General features: G+C 73.3%; 14 protein-coding genes and 2 pseudogenes. 5 read left to right on the top strand and 11 right to left on the bottom strand.

What is annotated here, in order from left to right; genetic code table 11:
- A pseudogene (locus tag ACF1AK_RS16560) lies at positions 1–118 on the bottom strand (acyl-CoA dehydrogenase); the annotation flags it as partial.
- Between the two features lie 251 nt (positions 119–369).
- Here ACF1AK_RS16560 and ACF1AK_RS16555 point away from each other — a divergent pair.
- A complete protein-coding gene (locus ACF1AK_RS16555) occupies positions 370–1707 on the top strand; it encodes a UDP-glucose dehydrogenase family protein (protein WP_391499450.1) in 1338 nt (445 codons plus the stop codon).
- Between the two features lie 64 nt (positions 1708–1771).
- Here the strand turns inward: ACF1AK_RS16555 and ACF1AK_RS16550 are convergent, their stop codons facing one another.
- From ACF1AK_RS16550 to ACF1AK_RS16535, 4 genes are all read right to left on the bottom strand, one after another.
- Positions 1772–2191, bottom strand: a complete 420-nt coding sequence (locus ACF1AK_RS16550) for a CoA-binding protein (protein WP_391499449.1) — start codon at positions 2189–2191, stop codon at positions 1772–1774.
- Between the two features lie 88 nt (positions 2192–2279).
- Positions 2280–3500, bottom strand: coding sequence for a dipeptidase (locus ACF1AK_RS16545; RefSeq protein WP_391499448.1), 1221 nt, complete (start codon positions 3498–3500; stop codon positions 2280–2282).
- Positions 3501–3523: 23 nt separating this feature from the next.
- The gene (gene purE / locus ACF1AK_RS16540) at positions 3524–4078 is read right to left on the bottom strand and encodes a 5-(carboxyamino)imidazole ribonucleotide mutase (RefSeq protein WP_391499447.1); all 555 of its coding nucleotides are present in this window, start codon (positions 4076–4078) and stop codon (positions 3524–3526) included.
- Complete coding sequence (locus ACF1AK_RS16535; RefSeq protein WP_391499446.1) at positions 4075–5166, bottom strand: 5-(carboxyamino)imidazole ribonucleotide synthase; 1092 nt, start codon at positions 5164–5166, stop codon at positions 4075–4077. Before ACF1AK_RS16535 ends, purE begins: the two co-directional genes overlap by 4 nt.
- A 316-nt stretch (positions 5167–5482) precedes the next feature.
- On the opposite strand from ACF1AK_RS16535, the gene ACF1AK_RS16530 reads away from it, so the two are divergent.
- Positions 5483–6049: a GtrA family protein gene (locus ACF1AK_RS16530; protein WP_391499445.1), complete on the top strand. Its 567-nt coding sequence runs from the start codon at positions 5483–5485 to the stop codon at positions 6047–6049.
- Positions 6050–6168: 119 nt separating this feature from the next.
- A pseudogene (locus ACF1AK_RS16525) lies at positions 6169–6462 on the top strand (ester cyclase); the annotation flags it as partial.
- Between the two features lie 18 nt (positions 6463–6480).
- Here the strand turns inward: ACF1AK_RS16525 and ACF1AK_RS16520 are convergent.
- Positions 6481–7728, bottom strand: coding sequence for an ATP-binding protein (locus ACF1AK_RS16520; RefSeq protein ID WP_391499444.1), 1248 nt, complete (start codon positions 7726–7728; stop codon positions 6481–6483).
- Between the two features lie 39 nt (positions 7729–7767).
- Positions 7768–8442: a response regulator transcription factor gene (locus ACF1AK_RS16515; RefSeq protein ID WP_030300686.1), complete on the bottom strand. Its 675-nt coding sequence runs from the start codon at positions 8440–8442 to the stop codon at positions 7768–7770.
- 329 nt (positions 8443–8771) lie between these two features.
- Here ACF1AK_RS16515 and ACF1AK_RS16510 point away from each other — a divergent pair, with 329 nt between their 5' ends.
- Both ACF1AK_RS16510 and ACF1AK_RS16505 read left to right on the top strand, forming a co-directional pair.
- Positions 8772–10280 (top strand): peptide MFS transporter, encoded by a 1509-nt coding sequence (locus ACF1AK_RS16510; RefSeq protein WP_391499443.1) that lies wholly within the window; start codon positions 8772–8774, stop codon positions 10278–10280.
- Between the two features lie 165 nt (positions 10281–10445).
- Positions 10446–12542 (top strand): prolyl oligopeptidase family serine peptidase, encoded by a 2097-nt coding sequence (locus ACF1AK_RS16505; RefSeq protein WP_391499442.1) that lies wholly within the window; start codon positions 10446–10448, stop codon positions 12540–12542.
- 53 nt (positions 12543–12595) lie between these two features.
- Here ACF1AK_RS16505 and hutI read toward each other — a convergent pair whose 3' ends face one another.
- The 4 genes from hutI to hutU are packed head-to-tail and all read right to left on the bottom strand — an operon-like array spanning position 12596 to position 18088.
- A complete protein-coding gene (gene hutI / locus ACF1AK_RS16500) occupies positions 12596–13765 on the bottom strand; it encodes an imidazolonepropionase (RefSeq protein ID WP_391499470.1) in 1170 nt (389 codons plus the stop codon).
- A gap of 41 nt (positions 13766–13806) precedes the next feature.
- Complete coding sequence (locus ACF1AK_RS16495) at positions 13807–15153, bottom strand: formimidoylglutamate deiminase (RefSeq protein ID WP_391499441.1); 1347 nt, start codon at positions 15151–15153, stop codon at positions 13807–13809.
- Positions 15154–15200: 47 nt separating this feature from the next.
- Positions 15201–16385: an allantoate amidohydrolase gene (locus ACF1AK_RS16490; protein ID WP_391499469.1), complete on the bottom strand. Its 1185-nt coding sequence runs from the start codon at positions 16383–16385 to the stop codon at positions 15201–15203.
- Between the two features lie 17 nt (positions 16386–16402).
- Positions 16403–18088, bottom strand: coding sequence for a urocanate hydratase (hutU, locus tag ACF1AK_RS16485; RefSeq protein WP_391499440.1), 1686 nt, complete (start codon positions 18086–18088; stop codon positions 16403–16405).
- Between the last annotated feature and the right edge of the window lie 169 nt (positions 18089–18257).

Here is an 18257-nt window from a genome sequence, read left to right as displayed (position 1 = left end):
CCGCCGCGAACGGAGCGATCTTCGCCTCCGCCAGCGACCGCACCGCCTCCCGGAGCATCCCGTGCTCCTCGGAGACCCGGAAGAGATCGAAGTCCGCCGCCCCTGCGCTGCCCGCCATGATGCCCGCCTCTTCGGAGAGTCGTGTTCGGAGACCTGTTCCACTGCGGAACCGGTTAATTACCGTTAAGTAGATCCTAGGGCTCCGACCTGCGGCTGCCTAGGTCGGCCGAGCTCCGCGGCGGGCGTGTCCGCCGTTCCACCGGGTGCCCGTGCAGGAGGGTCCGGCACTCCTCCGGCGGCCGGATAGCATCGGTGGGCGCGGCTGCCGACCGGAGCCGTGCTGCTCGTCGCCCGCCCGAAGGGGAAACCGTGACCCTCCGCATCTCCGTGATCGGCACCGGCTATCTCGGCGCCACCCACGCCGCCGCCATGGCGGAGTTCGGCTTCGAGGTGCTGGGGCTGGACATCGACCCGGAGAAGATCGCCACCCTGACCGCCGGCCAGGTCCCGATGTACGAGCCGGGCCTGTCCGAGCTGCTGCTCAAGCACGTGGCGGGGCACGAGGGTTCGACCGGGCGGCTGCGCTTCACCACCTCCGCCCAGGAGGCCGCCGAGTTCGGCGACGTGCACTTCGTCTGCGTCAACACCCCTCAGCGCAAGGGCGAGTTCGCCGCGGACATGTCGTACGTGGACGCCGCGATCGACGCGCTGGCCCCGCACCTGACCCGCCCGGTCCTCGTGGTCGGCAAGTCCACCGTGCCGGTCGGCTCGGCGGGCCGGCTGGCGGAGCGGCTGGCGGCGCTGGCCCCGGTCGGCGAGGGGGCGGAGCTCGCCTGGAACCCGGAGTTCCTGCGCGAGGGCTTCGCCGTCCAGGACACCCTGCGCCCGGACCGGATCGTGGTCGGTGCCCGCAGCGAGCGCGCCGAGCAGCTACTGCGCGAGGTGTACGCCGAGCCGATCGCCGCCGGGGTGCCGTTCCTGGTCACCGACTACGCGACCGCCGAGCTGGTGAAGACCGCCGCCAACTCCTTCCTGGCCACCAAGATCTCCTTCATCAACGCGATGGCGGAGGTCTGCGAGGCGGCCGGCGCCGACGTCACCCAGCTCAGCGCGGCGCTCGCGCTGGACGAGCGGATCGGCGGCAAGTTCCTCAACTCCGGCCTGGGCTTCGGCGGCGGCTGCCTGCCCAAGGACATCCGGGCGTTCATGGCCCGGGCCGGCGAGCTGGGCGCCGACCAGGCGCTGACCTTCCTGCGCGAGGTCGACTCGATCAACATGCGCCGCCGCTCCCGGATGGTCGAGCTGGCCCGCGAGCAGTGCGACGGCGGCTTCCTGGGCCGGCGGGTCGCCGTCCTCGGCGCCGCGTTCAAGCCCGACTCGGACGACATCCGGGACTCCCCCGCGCTCAACGTCGCCGCCCAGATCCAGCTCCAGGGCGCGCAGGTCACCGTCTACGACCCCAAGGCGATGGACAACGCGCGCAAGATGTTCCCGAGCCTCGCCTACGCGTCCTCCGCCCTGGAGGCCGTCGAGGGCGCCCATGTCGTCCTGCACCTCACCGAGTGGCAGGAGTTCCGCGAGCTCGACCCGGCCGTCCTGGGCGCCGTGGTCGCCGAGCGCCGCCTCCTCGACGGCCGCAACGTCCTCAACGCCGACGCCTGGCGCGCCGCCGGCTGGACCTACCGCGCCCTCGGCCGCCCCAGCTGAGCCGTCCCGCGTCCGGGGAGGACCCGGCCGGGCAGGACCCGGCCGGGGTGCCGCACCGCCGGCCTCAGCCCCGGACCGGGCCGAGACGGGGGATCTCGATGGCGGGGCAGCGGTCCATGACCATGTCCAGGCCGGCGGCCCGGGTCCGCTCGTAGGCGGCCTCGTCGATCACGCCGAGCTGGAACCAGACCGCCTTGGCGCCGATCGCGGCCGCCTCGTCGGCGACCTCGCCGGCCAGGTCGGAGCGGACGAAGACGTCGACCACGTCGACCTCGAAGGGGATGTCCGCCAGGGAGGCGTACCCCTGCTCGCCGTGGACCGTCTCCGCCTTGGGGTGCACGGGCACGACCCGCTTGCCGAAGCGCTGCAGCACCTCGGCCACGCCGTAGGCCGCGCGCCGCTGGTTGGACGACAGGCCCACGACGGCCCAGGTGTCGCCCAGCCCGGTCAGGATCCTGCGGACCGTGTCCTGGTCGCCTTCCATGCACTGCCTCCTCGTGTCCGGGCACCCGCGGCCGCCGGCGCCGTCCCTTCGGCCCCAGCGCGGCCGGGGGCCCGGTCATTCCCGCCGGTCAGCCGTCCAGGCCGTGCAGGCCGAGGGTGGCGAGGGACGGGGTACGGCCCTCGGCGCGCAGCCGGGTGGCGGTGGCCTCGGCGTCGCGCAGCACCCGGACGGCGTTGTGCCAGGTGAGCTTTCCGAGGTCGGTCCCGGACCAGCCGCGGCCCAGCAGTTCGGCGATCAGGTTGGGGTAGCCGGCGACGTCGCCGAGGCCGTCCGGGAGGAAGGCGGTGCCGTCGTAGTCGCCGCCGATGCCGATGTGGTCGATGCCCGCGACCTCCCGCATGTGGTCGAGGTGGTCGGCGACGGTGGCCACGGTGGCGGCCGGGCGGGGGCTGGTCCGCTCGAAGGCGCGCTGGCAGGCCATCCCGGCGGGGGTGGTGTCGAGCGGGTCGAAGCCGTGGGCGCGCATGTTCTCGTCCGCGGCGGCGGTCCACTCGATGGCGGCGGGCAGGATGAACTTGGGCACGAAGGTGGCCATCGCCACGCCGCCGTTGCCGGGGAGCTGGGCGAGGACGTCGTCCGGGATGTTGCGCGGGTGGGGGCAGACGGCGCGCGAGGAGGAGTGCGAGAAGAGCACGGGCGCCTCGCTGACCCGCAGGGCGTCGCGCATGGTGTCGGCGGAGACGTGCGAGAGGTCGACCAGCATGCCGAGCCGGTTCATCTCCCGGACGACCTCCTCGCCGAAGGCGGTGAGGCCGTTCGCGGCCGGCTCGTCGGTGGCGGAGTCGGCCCAGGGGGTGTTGTCGTTGTGGGTGAGCGTCAGGTACCGGACGCCGAGCGCGTACAGGGCGCGCAGGGTGGCGAGCGAGCAGTCGATGGAGTGACCGCCCTCGGCGCCGATCAGGGAGGCGACGCGGCCCTCGGCGCGGGCGGCCTCCAGGTCGTCGGCGGTGAGCGCGAGCCGCAGCCGGTCGGGGAAGCGGTCGACCAGGGCGTGGACGAAGTCGATCTGTTCGAGGGTGGCGCTGACGGCGTGGTCCCCGGCGAGCCGGCTGGGCACGTAGACGGACCAGAACTGCGCGCCGACCCCGCCCGCGGCGAGGCGGGCGAGGTCGGTGTGCAGGCGGTCGCTCTGGTCGGCGGACAGGTCGAGCGCGTCGAGGTCGTAGCCGGCCTGCTCGCGCATCGCCCAGGGGAGGTCGTTGTGGCCGTCCACCACGGGGGTGGCGCGGAGGACGGCCTTGGCGCGCTCCAGCAGAGCGGGGGTGGAGTCCAACAGCTCAGAGGTCATACGAGCTGTTCTATCCGATATGACTACTTTCCAAAGCCGAAGGAGGAGGAACCCGCCACCTTGGCCCGAAGCTTCTTGCCCTTCTCGGTGGCCTGGCCGTTCAGCTCGGCCTGGAAGTCGGTCATCCGCCCGGTCAGCTCCGGGTCGAAGGCGGCCAGCATCCGGACCGCCAGCAGGCCCGCGTTGCGCGCGCCCGCCACCGAGACGGTGGCCACCGGCACGCCGGCCGGCATCTGCACGATCGACAGCAGGCTGTCCATGCCGTCCAGGTAGCGCAGCGGCACCGGGACGCCGATCACCGGCAGCGGGGTGACCGAGGCGAGCATGCCCGGCAGGTGGGCGGCGCCGCCGGCGCCGGCGATGATCGCCTTCAGCCCGCGCTCGTGGGCGTTCTCGCCGTAGGCGACCATCTCGCGCGGCATCCGGTGCGCGGAGACGACGTCGACCTCGTAGGGGATCTCGAACTCGTCGAGGGCCTGGGCGGCGGCCTCCATGACGGGCCAGTCGGAGTCCGAGCCCATGACGATGCCGACCAGCGGGCCGCGCGCGTCGGCGCTCGACGAGGGGTGGGAGGTCATTCGGTGATCGTTCCTCGCAGGTAGGCGGCCGCGTGGCGGGCGCGCTCGCGGACGTCGTCGAGGTCGTCCCCGAAGACGTTGACGTGGCCGACCTTGCGGCCGGGCTTCACGTCCTTGCCGTACATGTGGATCCGCAGACCGGGGTCGCGGGCCATGCAGTGCAGGAAGGCGCGGTACATGTCCGGGTAGTCGCCGCCCAGGACGTTGACCATGACGGTCCACCTGGCGCGCGGCCGGGGGTCGCCGAGCGGCAGGTCGAGGACGGCCCGCAGGTGGTTCTCGAACTGCGAGGTGACGGCGCCGTCCTGGCTCCAGTGGCCCGAGTTGTGCGGCCGCATGGCCAGCTCGTTGACCAGGATCCGGCCGTCCCGGGTCTGGAACAGCTCGACGGCGAGGTGGCCGGTGATCTCCAGCTCGCCGGCGATCCGCAGGGCCAGCTGCTGGGCCTCGTCGGACAGCGCCGGGTCGAGGTCCGGGGCGGGGGCGGTCACCTCGGCGCAGACGCCGTTCTCCTGGACGCTCTCCACCACCGGGTAGGCGACAGCCTGGCCGCTGGGCGAGCGGACCACGTTGGCGGCCAGCTCGCGGACGAAGTCGACCTTCTCCTCGGCGAGCACCGGGACGCCGGCCAGGAACGGGGCCGCGGCCTGCGTCTCGTCGCCGACCACCCAGACGCCCTTGCCGTCGTAGCCGCCGCGGACGGTCTTCAGCACGACGGGGTAGCCGGCGCCCTCGGCGGCGAAGGCGGTCACGTCCGCCGGATCGGCGACCAGCCGGTGCCGGGGGCAGGGGACGCCGATGGAGTCGAGCCGGGCCCGCATCACGCCCTTGTCCTGGGCGTTGACCAGCGCGTCCGGGCCGGGCCGGACGGCGATGCCGTCGGCCTGCAGGGCCCGCAGGTGCTCGGTCGGCACGTGCTCGTGGTCGAAGGTGATCACGTCACAGCCCTCGGCGAAGCGCCGCAGGGTGTCGAGGTCTCGGTAGTCGCCGAGGACGACGTCGGAGACGACCTGCGCCGCCGAGTCCTGGGGAGTGTCGGCGAGGAGCTTGAACCGGATCCCGAGCGGGATGCCCGCCTGGTGTGCCATGCGGGCAAGCTGCCCGCCGCCGATCATGCCCACCACTGGAAAATTCGCGTTGCCCGGGGAAGTCACCCCGCCAGGATATCCGGGCCGGTCGGAGGCCGTGGAACCGCTCCCCGCCCAGCCGCGTCCCAGGGGACGGGCCCGGCCGGACGTGCAGGAGGGGCTGAGCCGATCGGTGGAACCGGGTAGCCTGGTCGGCCAGGTCCTGATATGCGCGATCCGATCATGTGCGTGCACGCAGGGCTCAAGGGGTTGACGGCGTCCAGGCCGTCGGCACCCTTTCGTCCGCAGGCACACAGGCACACGGAGGCAGCCCGGTATGGCGACGACCACGGCGTCGGACCCCTCGCTGGCGCAGAAGCTGCGCGGCCTGTCGGGCGAGGCGGTGAAGTTCGGCCTGGTCGGCCTCAGCGGTGTCGTGGTGAACTTCGCCGTCTTCTGGGTCTGCCTCAACGGACTCCACCTGGCCTCGCTGCGCTCCAACATCGCCGCCACCCTGGTCGCGATCGCCACCAACTACCTCGGCTACCGCTACTGGCTGTACCGGGACCGCGACGCCGCCTCGCGCAAGCGGGAGATCACGCTCTTCCTGGTGTTCAGCGGCGCCGGCATGCTGATCGAGACCGGTGTGCTGGGCTTCTCGGTGTACGTGCTGGGGCTCTCCTCGCACTTCCAGCAGCTGGCCGCGAAGGTCCTCGGGCTGGGGCTCGGCACGGTGTTCCGCTTCATCTCGTACCGGACCTGGGTGTTCAAGGCCGTCCCGGAGCCGACCGAGGAGCAGCTCGCCGAGGCGCGCGCCGCCCAGGCCGCCCCGGACACCGGGGTGGTCGCGCAGGCCGAGCTGATGCTGGCCGCCGAGCAGATCCGGCTCGCCAAGGCCGAGTAGCACCCGCCGCCCGCGTCCTCCCCCAGTTGCCGCCGCGGCCGTCCCGGGAGGACAGTGGTGACGGAGGGCGAGCACGGCCGGCGAACGATCGAGGCCGCGGGGGACCCAGGAGGCTCGCCATGCCCTTCGTCCAGATCATCGAATGCCGGACCGACCACCTCGAAGAGCTCAACGGCCTGCTGGACCGCTGGGCGGAGCAGACCGAGGGCCGGCGCACCGTCGACCACGCGATGGTCGCCACCGACCGCTCCGACCCGCGGCACGTGGTGGAGATCGTCGAGTTCGCGTCCTACGAGGACGCGATGCGCAACTCCAGCCTGCCGGAGACCGACCGGGTCTACCGCGAGCTGGTCGCGCTCTGCGACGCCCCGCCCACCTTCACCGACCTGGACGTGGTCCGGGACACCGAGCTCTGACGCCGCCCCGCGGGCTCACCCCTCGCGCTGGCTGCGGCCGAGGAAGAGCGCGAACACCGCCGGCCGCAGCGAGAGCAGCTCCAGCCGTCCGCCGTCCGCCTCGGCGAGGTCGCGGGCGACGGCGAGGCCGATGCCGGTCGAGTTGCGGCCGCTGACCGCGCGCTCGAAGACCCGGTTGCCCAGCTCGGCCGGCACCCCGGGGCCCTCGTCCTGCACCTCGACGACCACCGACGTCCCGGACGGCCGCACCCGCAGGGTGATCGTGCCGGCCCCGTGCATCAGCGAGTTCTCGATCAGGGTGGCCAGCACCTGGGCGACCGTGCCGGGGGTGCCGACGGCGACGACCCCCCGCAGCCCCTCGACCTGGAGCACCCGGTCCGTGCCGCGCAGCGACGGCCCCCACTCCTCGACCTGCTGCTTCACCACGTCGTCGAGGTCGAAGGCGACCGCGGTGGGGCTGCGCGGGTCGCGCTGGGTGGTGAGCAGCCGCTGGACGACGTCGGTGAGCCGTTCGACCTGCTGGAGGGCGATGGTCGCCTCCTCCTTGACGGTCTCCGGTTCCTCGGCGAGCGCGGTGATCTCCTCCAGCCGCATGGACAGGGCGGTGAGCGGGGTGCGCAGCTGGTGCGAGGCGTCGGCGGCGAGCCGGCGTTCGGCGGTGAGCATCCGGGCGATCCGCTCGGCGCTGGTGTCGAGCACCTCGGCGACCCGGTCGAGCTCGGGCACTCCGTAGCGCCGGTCGCGCGGGCGCGGGTCGCCGGAGCCGAGCCGCTCGGCGGTCTCGGCGAGGTCGGTGAGCGGGCGGGCGAGCCGTTTGGCCTGCCAGACGGCGAGGGCGACGGCGGCCTGCACGGCGAGCAGCGCGACGACGCCGAGCAGCAGCAGCATGTTGGCGATCTCGTGGTCGACCGCCTCGCGGGACTGCTCGACGGTCACCGTCTCGCCGCTGGCGCCGCGCTCGACGGCCCTGAGCAGGTGGCTGCTGTCGGGCCGGTGGCCGCTGGAGACGATCCCCCGGCCGGGGATGTCGACCTCGACGTACTGGCCCTCGGAGACCTGGTTGGCGAACTTGTCGCCGGTGACCGGCTCCTTGGCGGCGAGCCGGTTCTCGACCAGGGCGAGCACCCGGACGGCGGCGGCGTCCACCCGGTCCTGGGCGCTGTTGACGATGGTGCGCTTCTCGACCAGCGCGAGCGGGACGCAGAACACCACGACCACCACGAGGACGACGCACAGCAGCGAGTTGATCATCCGGCGTTTCACGCTGCCGCTCCCCGTGGTGGTACCTGCCCCTGGAGGGGCCTAATTCTTCTCGAACCGGAAGCCGACCCCGCGGACGGTGGCGATGTAGCGGGGGTTGGCGGCGTCGTCGCCGAGCTTCTTGCGCAGCCAGGAGATGTGCATGTCCAGGGTCTTGGTGGAGGTCCACCAGGTGGTGTCCCAGACCTGCCGCATGATCTCCTCGCGGGTGACCACCCGGCCGGCGTCGCGGACCAGCACCCGCAGCAGCTCGAACTCCTTGGCGGAGAGGGTGAGCTCCTCCTCGCCGAGCCAGGCGCGGTGCGACTCGATGTCGATCTTGACGCCGTGCGCGCCGGTGGTGAGCTGGTCGACGTTGCCGCGCCGCAGCAGCGCCCGGACGCGGGCGAGCAGTTCGGCGAGGCGGAAGGGCTTGGTGACGTAGTCGTCGGCGCCGGCGTCCAGGCCGACGACCGTGTCGACCTCGTCGGCGCGGGCGGTGAGGACCAGGACGGGGCAGCTGCGGCCGTCCGCGCGCAGCCGGCGGCAGACCTCCAGCCCGTCCATCTCGGGCAGGCCCAGGTCGAGGACGACGAGATCGACCTCCTCGCCGAGCCCGGCGGCCAGTGCGGACGGCCCGTCCTCGCGGACGAGCACCTCGTATCCCTCGCGGCGCAGTGCCCGGGCGAGCGGTTCGGAGATCGCCGGGTCGTCCTCGGCGAGCAGCACACAGGTCATGTGGTGATGGTAGTCGGCCCGGGTATGCCCATTGGCGCCGTGAGGTAGTTCACACTGCGTGATCGTTATACGGAGTGCAATCGCACCTCAACCGACACGCCCGGGTCGCGCGTTCGGTGAAGATCCTTCGTTTTGATCTTGCATCTGAAGGAATTTGGCCTGCTCTACCATGGATCAACGAACTGAATCTGTGGCTGTCTTTACCATCGCCATACCTAATTGGCGTCTTTTGTCAGCTGATACCGCCAAATGTCGCCACGTAGAGTGGTTCTGTCCACGTCCGTCGCCACCCCCTTTGACGGACGCTGTCAGGCAAGGAACCACTACTCATGGCGTCTACGACCATGGAGACCGGCGTACAGTCGGCCTCTCCCGGCGGCAAGACCTTCCTCGGGCACCCCCGGGGACTCGCCACGCTCTTCATGAGCGAGATGTGGGAGCGCTTCAGCTACTACGGCATGCGTGCCCTGCTGGTGCTCTACATGACCGCCTCCGTCACCGACGGCGGCCTCGGCATGAAGCTCGCCACCGCCTCCGCGGTGTACAGCGTGTACACCGCGATGGTCTACCTGCTGGCACTCCCGGGCGGCTGGATCGCCGACCGCTTCCTCGGCGCCCGGAAGACCGTCGCCCTCGGCGGCTCGATCATCATGATCGGCCACTTCCTGCTGGCCCTGCCGGTCAGCGTGTCGTTCTTCGGCGGCCTCGCGTTCATCGCGATCGGCTCCGGCCTGCTCAAGGCGAACATCTCCACGATGGTCGGCCACCTCTACGACGGGCCCAACGACCCGCGCCGGGACGGCGGCTTCACGATCTTCTACATGGGCATCAACCTCGGTGCCTTCGCCGCCCCGCTGGTCATCGGCACCATCGGCCAGAACGTCGACTGGCACCTCGGCTTCGCCCTCGCCGGTGTCGGCATGGCCCTGGGCCTCACCCAGTTCCTGCTCGGCACCCGCCACCTGAGCGCCAAGAGCGACGTCGTCACCTCGCCGATCCCGGCCGCCGAGAAGAGCGCCATCTTCAAGAAGGCCGGCCTCTGGCTCGCCGCCGCGGTGGTCTTCTACGCGATCGTCGCGCTGACCGGCCACTTCACCATCAACTGGGCGATCTGGCCGCTGTCCATCGCCGGCCTGGCCATCCCGGTCTTCGTCTTCGCCAAGGTGAAGCGCGACAAGGAGCTCGACGAGACCGAGCAGTCCCGGATGAGCGGCTACATCTGGTTCTTCGTCGCCGCCGCCGTGTTCTGGATGATCTACGACCAGTCCGGCTCGACGCTGAACATCTTCGCCCAGGACAACACCGCGTCCACGCTGTTCGGCATCGACTTCCCGTCCAGCTGGTTCCAGTCGCTCAACCCGCTGTACATCATGGCCCTGGCCCCGGTCTTCGCCTGGATCTGGGTGGCGCTCTCCCGCCGCTCCAAGAACCCCAGCACCACGGCGAAGTTCTCCTTCGGCCTGCTGATGATCGGCGCCTCGTTCATGGTCATGATGCTGGCCATGGCCGCCGCCTCCGGCGGCACCAAGGTCACGCCGCTCTGGCTGGCCATGGTCTACCTGATCCAGACCGTCGGCGAGCTGACCCTCTCCCCCGTCGGCCTGTCCGTCACCACCAAGCTGGCCCCGGCCAAGTACGCCAGCCAGATGATGGGCGTCTGGTTCCTCGCCGTCACCGCGGGCGACTGCGTCGCGGCCATCTTCCAGCTGGTCCTCGGCGACGACGTGGTCGGCTCCACCTGGTACTTCGCGGTCCAGGGCAGCATGGCGATCATCGCCGGCGTGGCCCTCTACCTGTACCGCCGCAAGGTCGTGCGGCTGATGGGCGACGTGCACTGACAGACGGGCGCTGAGACGGGCGCTGACAGGCGTGCACTGACAGACGTACGCCGGCACCTGCCCGGACCGGCCCCGGGGCCGTCGCGGATTCCTGGGATCCGCGGCGGCCCCGGTCGCGTTCCGCCCCTCGACCCGGGGGCCGTGGGGTGTGCCTATGGTGCCCCCATGCCGACCGACTCGCTCCCCCGTCAGCTCGCCCGCACCCGGCGCCTCACCCTCGGCGCCCCCGCCCGGCCGGCCATCGGCGCCGACGGGCACACCGTGCTCTTCCTGCGCAGCCGGGCGGGCGACGACCCCGTCACCTGCCTCTGGGCCCTCGACACCGGCAGCGGCGAGGAGCGGCTGCTCGCCGACCCGGCCGCCCTCGGCGCGGACGTCCCCGACACGGACCTGCCCGGGGCCGAACGGATCCGCCGCGAACGCGCCCGCGTCCACGCCCGGGGCATCACCGCGTACGCCACCGACACCGCCGGGCGGCTCGCCGCCTTCGCCCTCGGCGGGGACCTGTGGCTCGCCGACGCCGCCACCGGCGAGGTCCGCCGCGTCCCCACCGCCACCGAGGTGTACGACCCGCGCCCGGACCCCACCGGCCGGTGGATCGCCTACGTCGGCCGCGGCGCCCTGCGCGTCGTCGGCGCCGACGGCGGCGGGGACCGCGCGCTCGCCGAACCCGAGGCCGAGGACGTCGGCTACGGCGTCGCCGAGCACGTCGCCGCCGAGGAGATGGGCCGCAGCCGCGCCCACTGGTGGTCCCCCGACGGCACCGCCCTGCTCGTCGCCCGCGTCGACGAGCGCCCGGTCCGCCGCCTCCGGCTGGCCGATCCGGCCGACCCCGCCCGGCCGCCCCGCGTCATCCGCTACCCCCTGGCGGGCACCGCCAATGCCGAGGTCACCCTCTGGCTGCTCGGGCTCGACGGCCGGCGCACCGAGGTCCGCTGGGACCGGGCCGGGTACGAGTACCTCACCGCCGCCGGCTGGGACGGACACGGCCCGTACGCCGCCGTCCAGAGCCGCGACCAGCGCACCCTGCTCACCCTCGCCGTGGACCCCGCCGACGGCGCCACCCGCGTCCTCGCCGAGCGCCGCGACGAGCACTGGGTCGAACTGGTCCCCGGCCTGCCCGCCCGCACCGCCGCCGGCGCCCTCGTCGACACCGCCGACGAGGGCGACACCCGCCACCTCACCGTCGACGGCGAACCCGTCACCCCGGCCGGCCTCCAGTTGCGCTCCGTGCTCGGGACCGACGGCGAGCGGGTGCTCTTCACCGCCTCCGACGAGCCGACCGAGACCCATCTGTGGTCGTGGGACCCGGCCACGGGCGCCGTGCGGCTGAGCGAGGAACCCGGCGTGCACACCGGCGCGCGGCGCGGCGGCACGCTCGTCCACACCGCACGCACGCCCGGCGCGCCCACCGGCCGCACCACCGTGCACCGCGACGGCCTGTCCGCCGCCCGCAGCCTCGTCTCCCACGCCGAGACGCCCGTCCTCACCGCCCGCCCCGAACTGCTCCGGCTCGGGCCCCGCGGCCTGCGCGCCGCGCTCTTCCTGCCCACGGCCCGCCGCGACGGGGACGGCCCGCTGCCCGTCCTGCTCGACCCCTACGGCGGGCCCGCCCTGCAGAAGGTCACCGCCGCCCCGCACTGGTGGGACCTCACCTCCCGGTGGTTCGCCGAACAGGGCTTCGCCGTGCTCGCCGTCGACGGCCGCGGCACCCCCGGCCGCGGCCCGCGCTGGGACAAGAGCGTCCACGCGGACGTCGCCGGCCCCGCCCTGGAGGACCAGATCGAGGCCCTGCGCACGACCGCCGCGCTGCGCCCCGGACTGCTCGACCTCGCCAGGGTCGCCGTCCGCGGCTGGTCCTACGGCGGCTTCCTCGCCGCCCTCGCCGTGCTGCGCCGCCCCGACGTCTTCCACGCCGCCGTCGCCGGGGCCGCCCCCACCGACCACCGGCTCTACGACACCCACTGGAAGGAGCGGTTCCTCGGCCACCCGGACGAGCACCCCGAGCGGTACGACGCCGCCTCGCTGCTGCCCGACGCCCCCGGCCTGCGGCGGCCGCTGCTGCTGATCCAGGGCCTCGCCGACGACAACGTGCTGCCCGCCCACAGCCTGCGGCTGTCCGCCGCGCTGCTCGCCGCCGGGCGCCCGCACGAGTTCCTGCCGCTCGCCGCCACCGGCCACTCGCCGGGCGACGAGGCGGTGGCGGAGCACCTGCTCCACCACCAGCTCGACTTCCTGCGGCGGTCGCTGGACCTCGGCTGAGCACGGCGGCGGGGCCGGGGAGCAGCCGCCCCCGGCCCCGCCGCCGCACCCGCTCAGACCTCGCGCACGCCCGCCCGCCAGACCGCCGCCGTCAGCGGCACGCCCGGCCGGTACGCCAGGTGCACGTGCGAGGGCGCGTCCAGCAGCTGCAGGTCCGCCCGGGCGCCCACCGTCACGGTGCCGACGTCCGTGCGCCGCAGCGCCCGCGCGCCGCCCGCCGTGGCCGCCCAGAGCGCCTCGTCGGGCGTCATGCCCATCTCGCGCACCGCCACCGCGATGCAGAACGCCATCGAACTCGTGAAGCTGGAACCCGGGTTGCAGTCGGTGGACAGCGCCACCACCGCCCCGGCGTCCAGCAGCCGGCGCGCGTCCGGATAGACCGCCCGGGTGGAGAACTCGGCGCCCGGCAGCAGCGTCGCCACCGTCGAGGAGCCGGCCAGCGCGGCCACGTCCTCGTCGGTCAGATGGGTGCAGTGGTCGGCCGACGCCGCTCCCAGCTCCACCGCCAGCTGCACGCCCGGGCCGTGGGTCAGCTGGTTGGCGTGCACCCGGGGCGTCAGCCCGCGCTCGGCCCCGGCGGTGAGGACCGCCCGCGCCTGGTCGCCGTCGAAGGCGCCCTTCTCGCAGAACACGTCCACCCAGCGGGCGTACGGCGCGCAGGCGTCCAGCATCGGGCCGGTGACCAGCTCGACGTAGCCGGCCGGGTCGTCCGCGAACTCGGGGGCCACCACGTGCGCGCCCAGGTAGGTGGTCTCCGGGGTGTACGAGGAGGCGATCCGCAGCGCCCGGGCCTCGTCCTCGACGGTGAGCCCGTAGCCGGACTTGCACTCGACCAGCGTGGTGCCCTGGCGCAGCGCCTCGCGCACCAGCCGGGCCAGGTTGGCGTCCAGCTCGGCGTCGGCGGCGGCCCGGGTGGCGGCCACGGTGGTGCGGATGCCGCCCGCCGAGTAGGACTGCCCGGACATCCGGGCGTTGAACTCGGCGGTGCGGTCGCCCGCGAACACCAGGTGGGCGTGCGAGTCGACGAAGCCGGGCAGCAGGGCGCGGCCCGCCGCGTCGAAGCGTTCGTCGGCGGCCGGCGCCCCGGCGGCCGGGCCGACCCAGGCGACGGTGTCGCCGTCGATCACCACCGCCGCGTCGGTGAGCAGGCCGAGCGGCCCGGTCCCGTGCGAGGGGTCGTTGGTGACCAGCGTGCCGATGCCGGTGATCAGTGTGCTCGGAATGCTCGGGGAGGTCACGTCATGCCTTTCGGGAGTACGGCGGCTCAGCAGCTCAGGGCGTCGATCGAGGACTTCAGCGCACCCGGGACGTCCGGCAGCAGCTGGTGCACACCGTCGCGCACGACCTGCCGCCCGCCGACCACGACGTGCCGCACGTCCGCCGCCGAGGCCGCGAACACCGCGGTCTCCGCGCCGAGCCGCGGCGGCGGGCCGGCGGTGCGCACCGAGTCCAGCGCGATCACGGTGAAGTCGGCCAGCGCGCCGGCCTCGATCCGCCCGGCCTCGGGCCAGCCGAGCGAGGCGTGCCCGTCCTCGGTGCCGGCCCGCAGCAGGGCGTTCGCCGTCCAGTGGCCGCGGGTGCGGGTGCGCAGCCGCTCGTCCAGCTCCAGCGCCCGGGCCTCCTCGAACGGGTCGATGACGGCGTGACTGTCGCTGCCGAGGGTGACCGGGCAGCCGCCGGAGGCCAGTTGCCGGGCCGGGCCGATGCCGTCGGCGAGGTCCCGCTCGGTGGTGGGGCACATGCAGACGGCGGTGGAGGAGTCGGTGAGCAGCTTGACGTCCTCCTCGGTGAGGTGGGTGGCGTGCACGGCCGAGGTGCGCGGGCCGAGCACGCCCCGGTCGGCGAGCAGCCGGGTCGGGGTGACGCCGTGCGCGGCGAGGCAGGCGTCGTTCTCGGCGGTCTGCTCGGACAGGTGGACGTGCAGCGGCGCCCGGCGCATCGCCGCCCAGTGGGCGACGGTGCCCAGGTGCTCGGCGGGCACGGCGCGCACCGAGTGGACGGCCGCACCGATCCGGGCGTGTTCGCGCTCGCGCAGCGCCCCGGCCCGCTCGGCCCAGGCGTCGGCGTCGCCGTCGCTGAAGCGGAGCTGCGGCCTGGCCGGCTCGGCACCGAAGCCGGAGGACAGGTAGCAGGTGTCGAGCAGGGTGATCCGGATGCCGGCCCGGGCGGCGGCCTCGATCAGCGCCTCGCCCATCGCGTTGGGGTCGTCGTAGCGGACGCCGCCGGGCGCGTGGTGCAGGTAGTGGAACTCGCCGACGGCGGTGATCCCGGCGAGCGCCATCTCCGCGTAGACGGCGGTGGCGAGCGCCAGGTAGCGGTCCGGGTCGAGCGCGCCGGCGAACCGGTACATGGTGTCGCGCCAGGTCCAGAAGGTGCCGGAGCCGACCTGGACGTGGCCGCGCAGCGCCCGGTGGAAGGCGTGCGAGTGCGCGTTGGCCTGGCCCGGCAGCAGCAGGCCCTCCAGCCGGACGGCGCCGGGCGGGCAGGGCCCGCTGTCCGGCTGCACCCTGGCGATCTTGCCGCCGGGGCCGGTGCTGATCAGGACGTCCGGCTCGACCACCGGCCCGTTGACGTGCGGCAGCCAGGCGTACTGCGCCCAGAAGGTCGTCATCTGCGCGCCTCCGGCACGACCTGTCGTGTGCCCACCTGCGGCACGGCCTACTGACACGCCAGGTCCTCCAGAACGTCGGCGAGGGCGGTGACGCCGGCCAGGCAGTCGGCCGTCTCGGCGTGTTCCGCCGGGGAGTGCGAGACACCGCTCGGGTTCCTCACGAACAGCATGGCGGTCGGGACGGCCGATGCCAGGATCCCGGCGTCGTGTCCCGCGCCGGTGGGCAGCACGGGGGCGCCGCCGAGCACGGCGGCCAGCCGGTCGCGCAGCGGGCCGTCGAAGTCCACCACCGGGGTGTAGGACTCGCGGGTCAGCGCGACCCGCACGCCGTCGCGCTCGCCGCGCTCGGCCGCGGCCCGTTCGATCTCCCCGACCAGCGCGGTGAGGGTGGCCTCGTCGGCCGCCCGGGAGTCCAGCCAGCCGCGGACCAGGGAGGCGATCGCGTTGGTGCCGTTGGGCTCGACCGCGACCTTGCCGAAGGTGGCCAGCGCGCCCGCGAGCCGCGCCTTCTTGCGGGCGGCGAGCACGGTCGTGGCGTAGGTCAGCATCGGGTCGCGGCGGTCCTCGATGCGGGTGGTGCCGGCGTGGTTGGCCTCGCCGTGGAAGTCGAACCGCCAGCGGCCGTGCGGCCAGATCGCCGAGGCGACGCCGACCGGCTGGTGCTCGGCGAGGTGGCGGCCCTGCTCGACGTGGAGTTCGACGAAGGCGCCGATCCGGGCCAGCCGTTCGCCGTCGGCGCCGATCGCCGTCGGGTCCTGGCCGGCCCGCTCCATCGCGTCGGGCAGCCGCACGCCGTCGGCGTCGCGCAGTTCGTGGGCGGCCTCCCGGCTCAGCACCCCGGTGGTGAGCCGGGAGCCGATGCAGGCCACGCCGAACCGGGCGCCCTCCTCGTCGCCGAAGTTGACGACCGCCAGCGGCCGGGTGAACCGCGCCCCGCGGGCGCGCAGTTCGTCGAGCGCCGCGAAGGAGGACACCACTCCGAGCGGGCCGTCGAAGGCGCCGCCGTCGGGGACGGAGTCCAGGTGCGAGCCGGTGACGACGGCGTCGCCGGCGGCCGGATCGCCCAGCCACGCCCACTGGTTGCCGTTGCGGTCCAGCTCGTAGCCGAGGCCGCGGTCGCGGGCCTGCTGCTCGAACCAGGCGCGGCACTCGGCGTCGGCGGTGTTCCAGGCGAACCGGCGGTAGCCGCCGGACGCGGCGGAGCGGCCCACGGGGAGCAGCTCCGCCCACATCTCCTCGAAGGACGACGTCACAGCTCACCCGTCGGGCTCTGCTCGGCCATCGGGACGCGGACGCCGCGCTCGCCGGCCACCTCGGCGGCGCGGTCGTAGCCGGCGTCGACGTGCCGGATGACGCCCATGCCGGGGTCGTTGGTGAGCACCCGGCGGATCTTCTCGCCGGCCAGCGCGGTGCCGTCGGCGACGGTGACCTGCCCGGCGTGGATCGAGCGGCCGATGCCGACGCCGCCGCCGTGGTGGATGGAGACCCAGGAGGCGCCGGAGGCGACGTTGACCATGGCGTTCAGCAGCGGCCAGTCGGCGATCGCGTCGGAGCCGTCCAGCATCGCCTCGGTCTCCCGGTAGGGGGAGGCCACCGAGCCGCAGTCCAGGTGGTCGCGGCCGATGACGATCGGCGCGGACAGCTCGCCGCTCGCCACCATGTCGTTGAACCGCTCGCCGGCCTTGTCGCGCTCGCCGTAGCCGAGCCAGCAGATGCGCGCGGGCAGGCCCTGGAAGTGCACCTTCTCCTGGGCCATGGTGATCCAGCGATGCAGCGACTCGTTCTCCGGGAAGAGGTCGAGCACGGCCTTGTCGGTCCGGTGGATGTCCTTCGGGTCACCGGACAGGGCGGCCCAGCGGAACGGGCCCTTGCCCTCGCAGAACAGCGGGCGGATGTAGGCCGGGACGAAGCCGGGGAAGGCGAAGGCGCGGTCGTAGCCGGCCAGCCGGGCCTCGCCGCGGATCGAGTTGCCGTAGTCGAACACCTCGGCGCCGCGGTCCTGGAAGCCGACCATCGCCTCGACGTGCCGGGCCATCGACTCGCGCGAGCGCTGGGTGAACTCGGCCGGCTTCTCGGCGGCGTAGGCGGCCATGTCGTCGAAGCCGACGCCGGTCGGCAGGTAGCTCAGCGGGTCGTGGGCGCTGGTCTGGTCGGTCACGATGTCGATCGGCGCGTCCATCGCCAGCAGCTGCGGGAACACCTCGGCGGCGTTGCCCAGCAGGCCGATGGAGAGCGGCTGCTGCTTGTCGCGGGCGGCGGCGGCGAGCTCCAGCGCGTGGGAGAGGTCCTTGGCCTCGACGTCCAGGTAGCGGTGCTCGATCCGGCGGGCGATGCGCGACGGGTCGCAGTCGACGCAGATCGCCACGCCGCCGTTCATGGTGACGGCCAGCGGCTGGGCGCCGCCCATGCCGCCGAGGCCGGCGGTGAGGGTGACGGTGCCCGCCAGGCTGCCGCCGAAGCGCTTTTCGGCGACGGCGGCGAAGGTCTCGTAGGTGCCCTGGAGGATGCCCTGGGTGCCGATGTAGATCCAGGAGCCGGCGGTCATCTGCCCGTACATGGTGAGCCCGAGGTGCTCCAGCCGGCGGAACTCCTCCCAGTTGGCCCAGTCGCCGACCAGGTTGGAGTTGGCGAGCAGCACCCGCGGCGCCCACTCGTGGGTCTGCATGACGCCGACCGGGCGGCCGGACTGCACCAGCATGGTCTCGTCCTGCTTCAGCCCCTGCAGCGTGCGCACCATGGCGTCGAAGGAGCGCCAGTCGCGCGCCGCCTTGCCGGTGCCGCCGTAGACGACCAGCTTCGAGGGGTGCTCGGCCACCTCGGGGTCGAGGTTGTTCATCAGCATCCGCAGGGCCGCCTCCTGCTGCCACCCCTGCGCCGTCAGTCCCGTCCCCCGCGCCGCCCGCACCTCACGCGGCCCGCTCGCCTGCTGCACCATGTCCCGGTCTCCTTGCGGATGAAGTCATTCAGGATCGACTCGGCTGAATATATCCAAACATCCAGCCCCCGGCCAGGGGTCGCGCGGCATCGGCCGGAAAGTGGTTGACGGTCTTGCGACGCACCGTCATGCTGCATACGAACCAACGGGGCCTTCCCGTACGGACGAT

It is taken from the genome of Kitasatospora sp. NPDC015120, from assembly GCF_043080305.1.
In the GTDB taxonomy this organism is placed as follows: domain Bacteria; phylum Actinomycetota; class Actinomycetes; order Streptomycetales; family Streptomycetaceae; genus Kitasatospora.
This window is presented reverse-complemented; position numbering and strand designations above follow the sequence as displayed.

What these genes read in the sequence shown, in the direction of transcription:
- ACF1AK_RS16550 (WP_391499449.1), bottom strand. Translation starts at nt 2,191, where the DNA reads ATGGAAGGCGACCAGGACACGGTCCGCAGGATCCTGACCGGGCTGGGC.
- ACF1AK_RS16545 (WP_391499448.1), bottom strand. Translation starts at nt 3,500, where the DNA reads ATGACCTCTGAGCTGTTGGACTCCACCCCCGCTCTGCTGGAGCGCGCC.
- purE (WP_391499447.1), bottom strand. Translation starts at nt 4,078, where the DNA reads ATGACCTCCCACCCCTCGTCGAGCGCCGACGCGCGCGGCCCGCTGGTC.
- ACF1AK_RS16535 (WP_391499446.1), bottom strand. Translation starts at nt 5,166, where the DNA reads ATGGCACACCAGGCGGGCATCCCGCTCGGGATCCGGTTCAAGCTCCTC.
- ACF1AK_RS16530 (WP_391499445.1), top strand. Translation starts at nt 5,483, where the DNA reads ATGGCGACGACCACGGCGTCGGACCCCTCGCTGGCGCAGAAGCTGCGC.
- ACF1AK_RS16515 (WP_030300686.1), bottom strand. Translation starts at nt 8,442, where the DNA reads ATGACCTGTGTGCTGCTCGCCGAGGACGACCCGGCGATCTCCGAACCG.
- ACF1AK_RS16510 (WP_391499443.1), top strand. Translation starts at nt 8,772, where the DNA reads ATGGCGTCTACGACCATGGAGACCGGCGTACAGTCGGCCTCTCCCGGC.
- ACF1AK_RS16505 (WP_391499442.1), top strand. Translation starts at nt 10,446, where the DNA reads ATGCCGACCGACTCGCTCCCCCGTCAGCTCGCCCGCACCCGGCGCCTC.
- ACF1AK_RS16495 (WP_391499441.1), bottom strand. Translation starts at nt 15,153, where the DNA reads ATGACGACCTTCTGGGCGCAGTACGCCTGGCTGCCGCACGTCAACGGG.
- ACF1AK_RS16490 (WP_391499469.1), bottom strand. Translation starts at nt 16,385, where the DNA reads ATGTGGGCGGAGCTGCTCCCCGTGGGCCGCTCCGCCGCGTCCGGCGGC.
- hutU (WP_391499440.1), bottom strand. Translation starts at nt 18,088, where the DNA reads ATGGTGCAGCAGGCGAGCGGGCCGCGTGAGGTGCGGGCGGCGCGGGGG.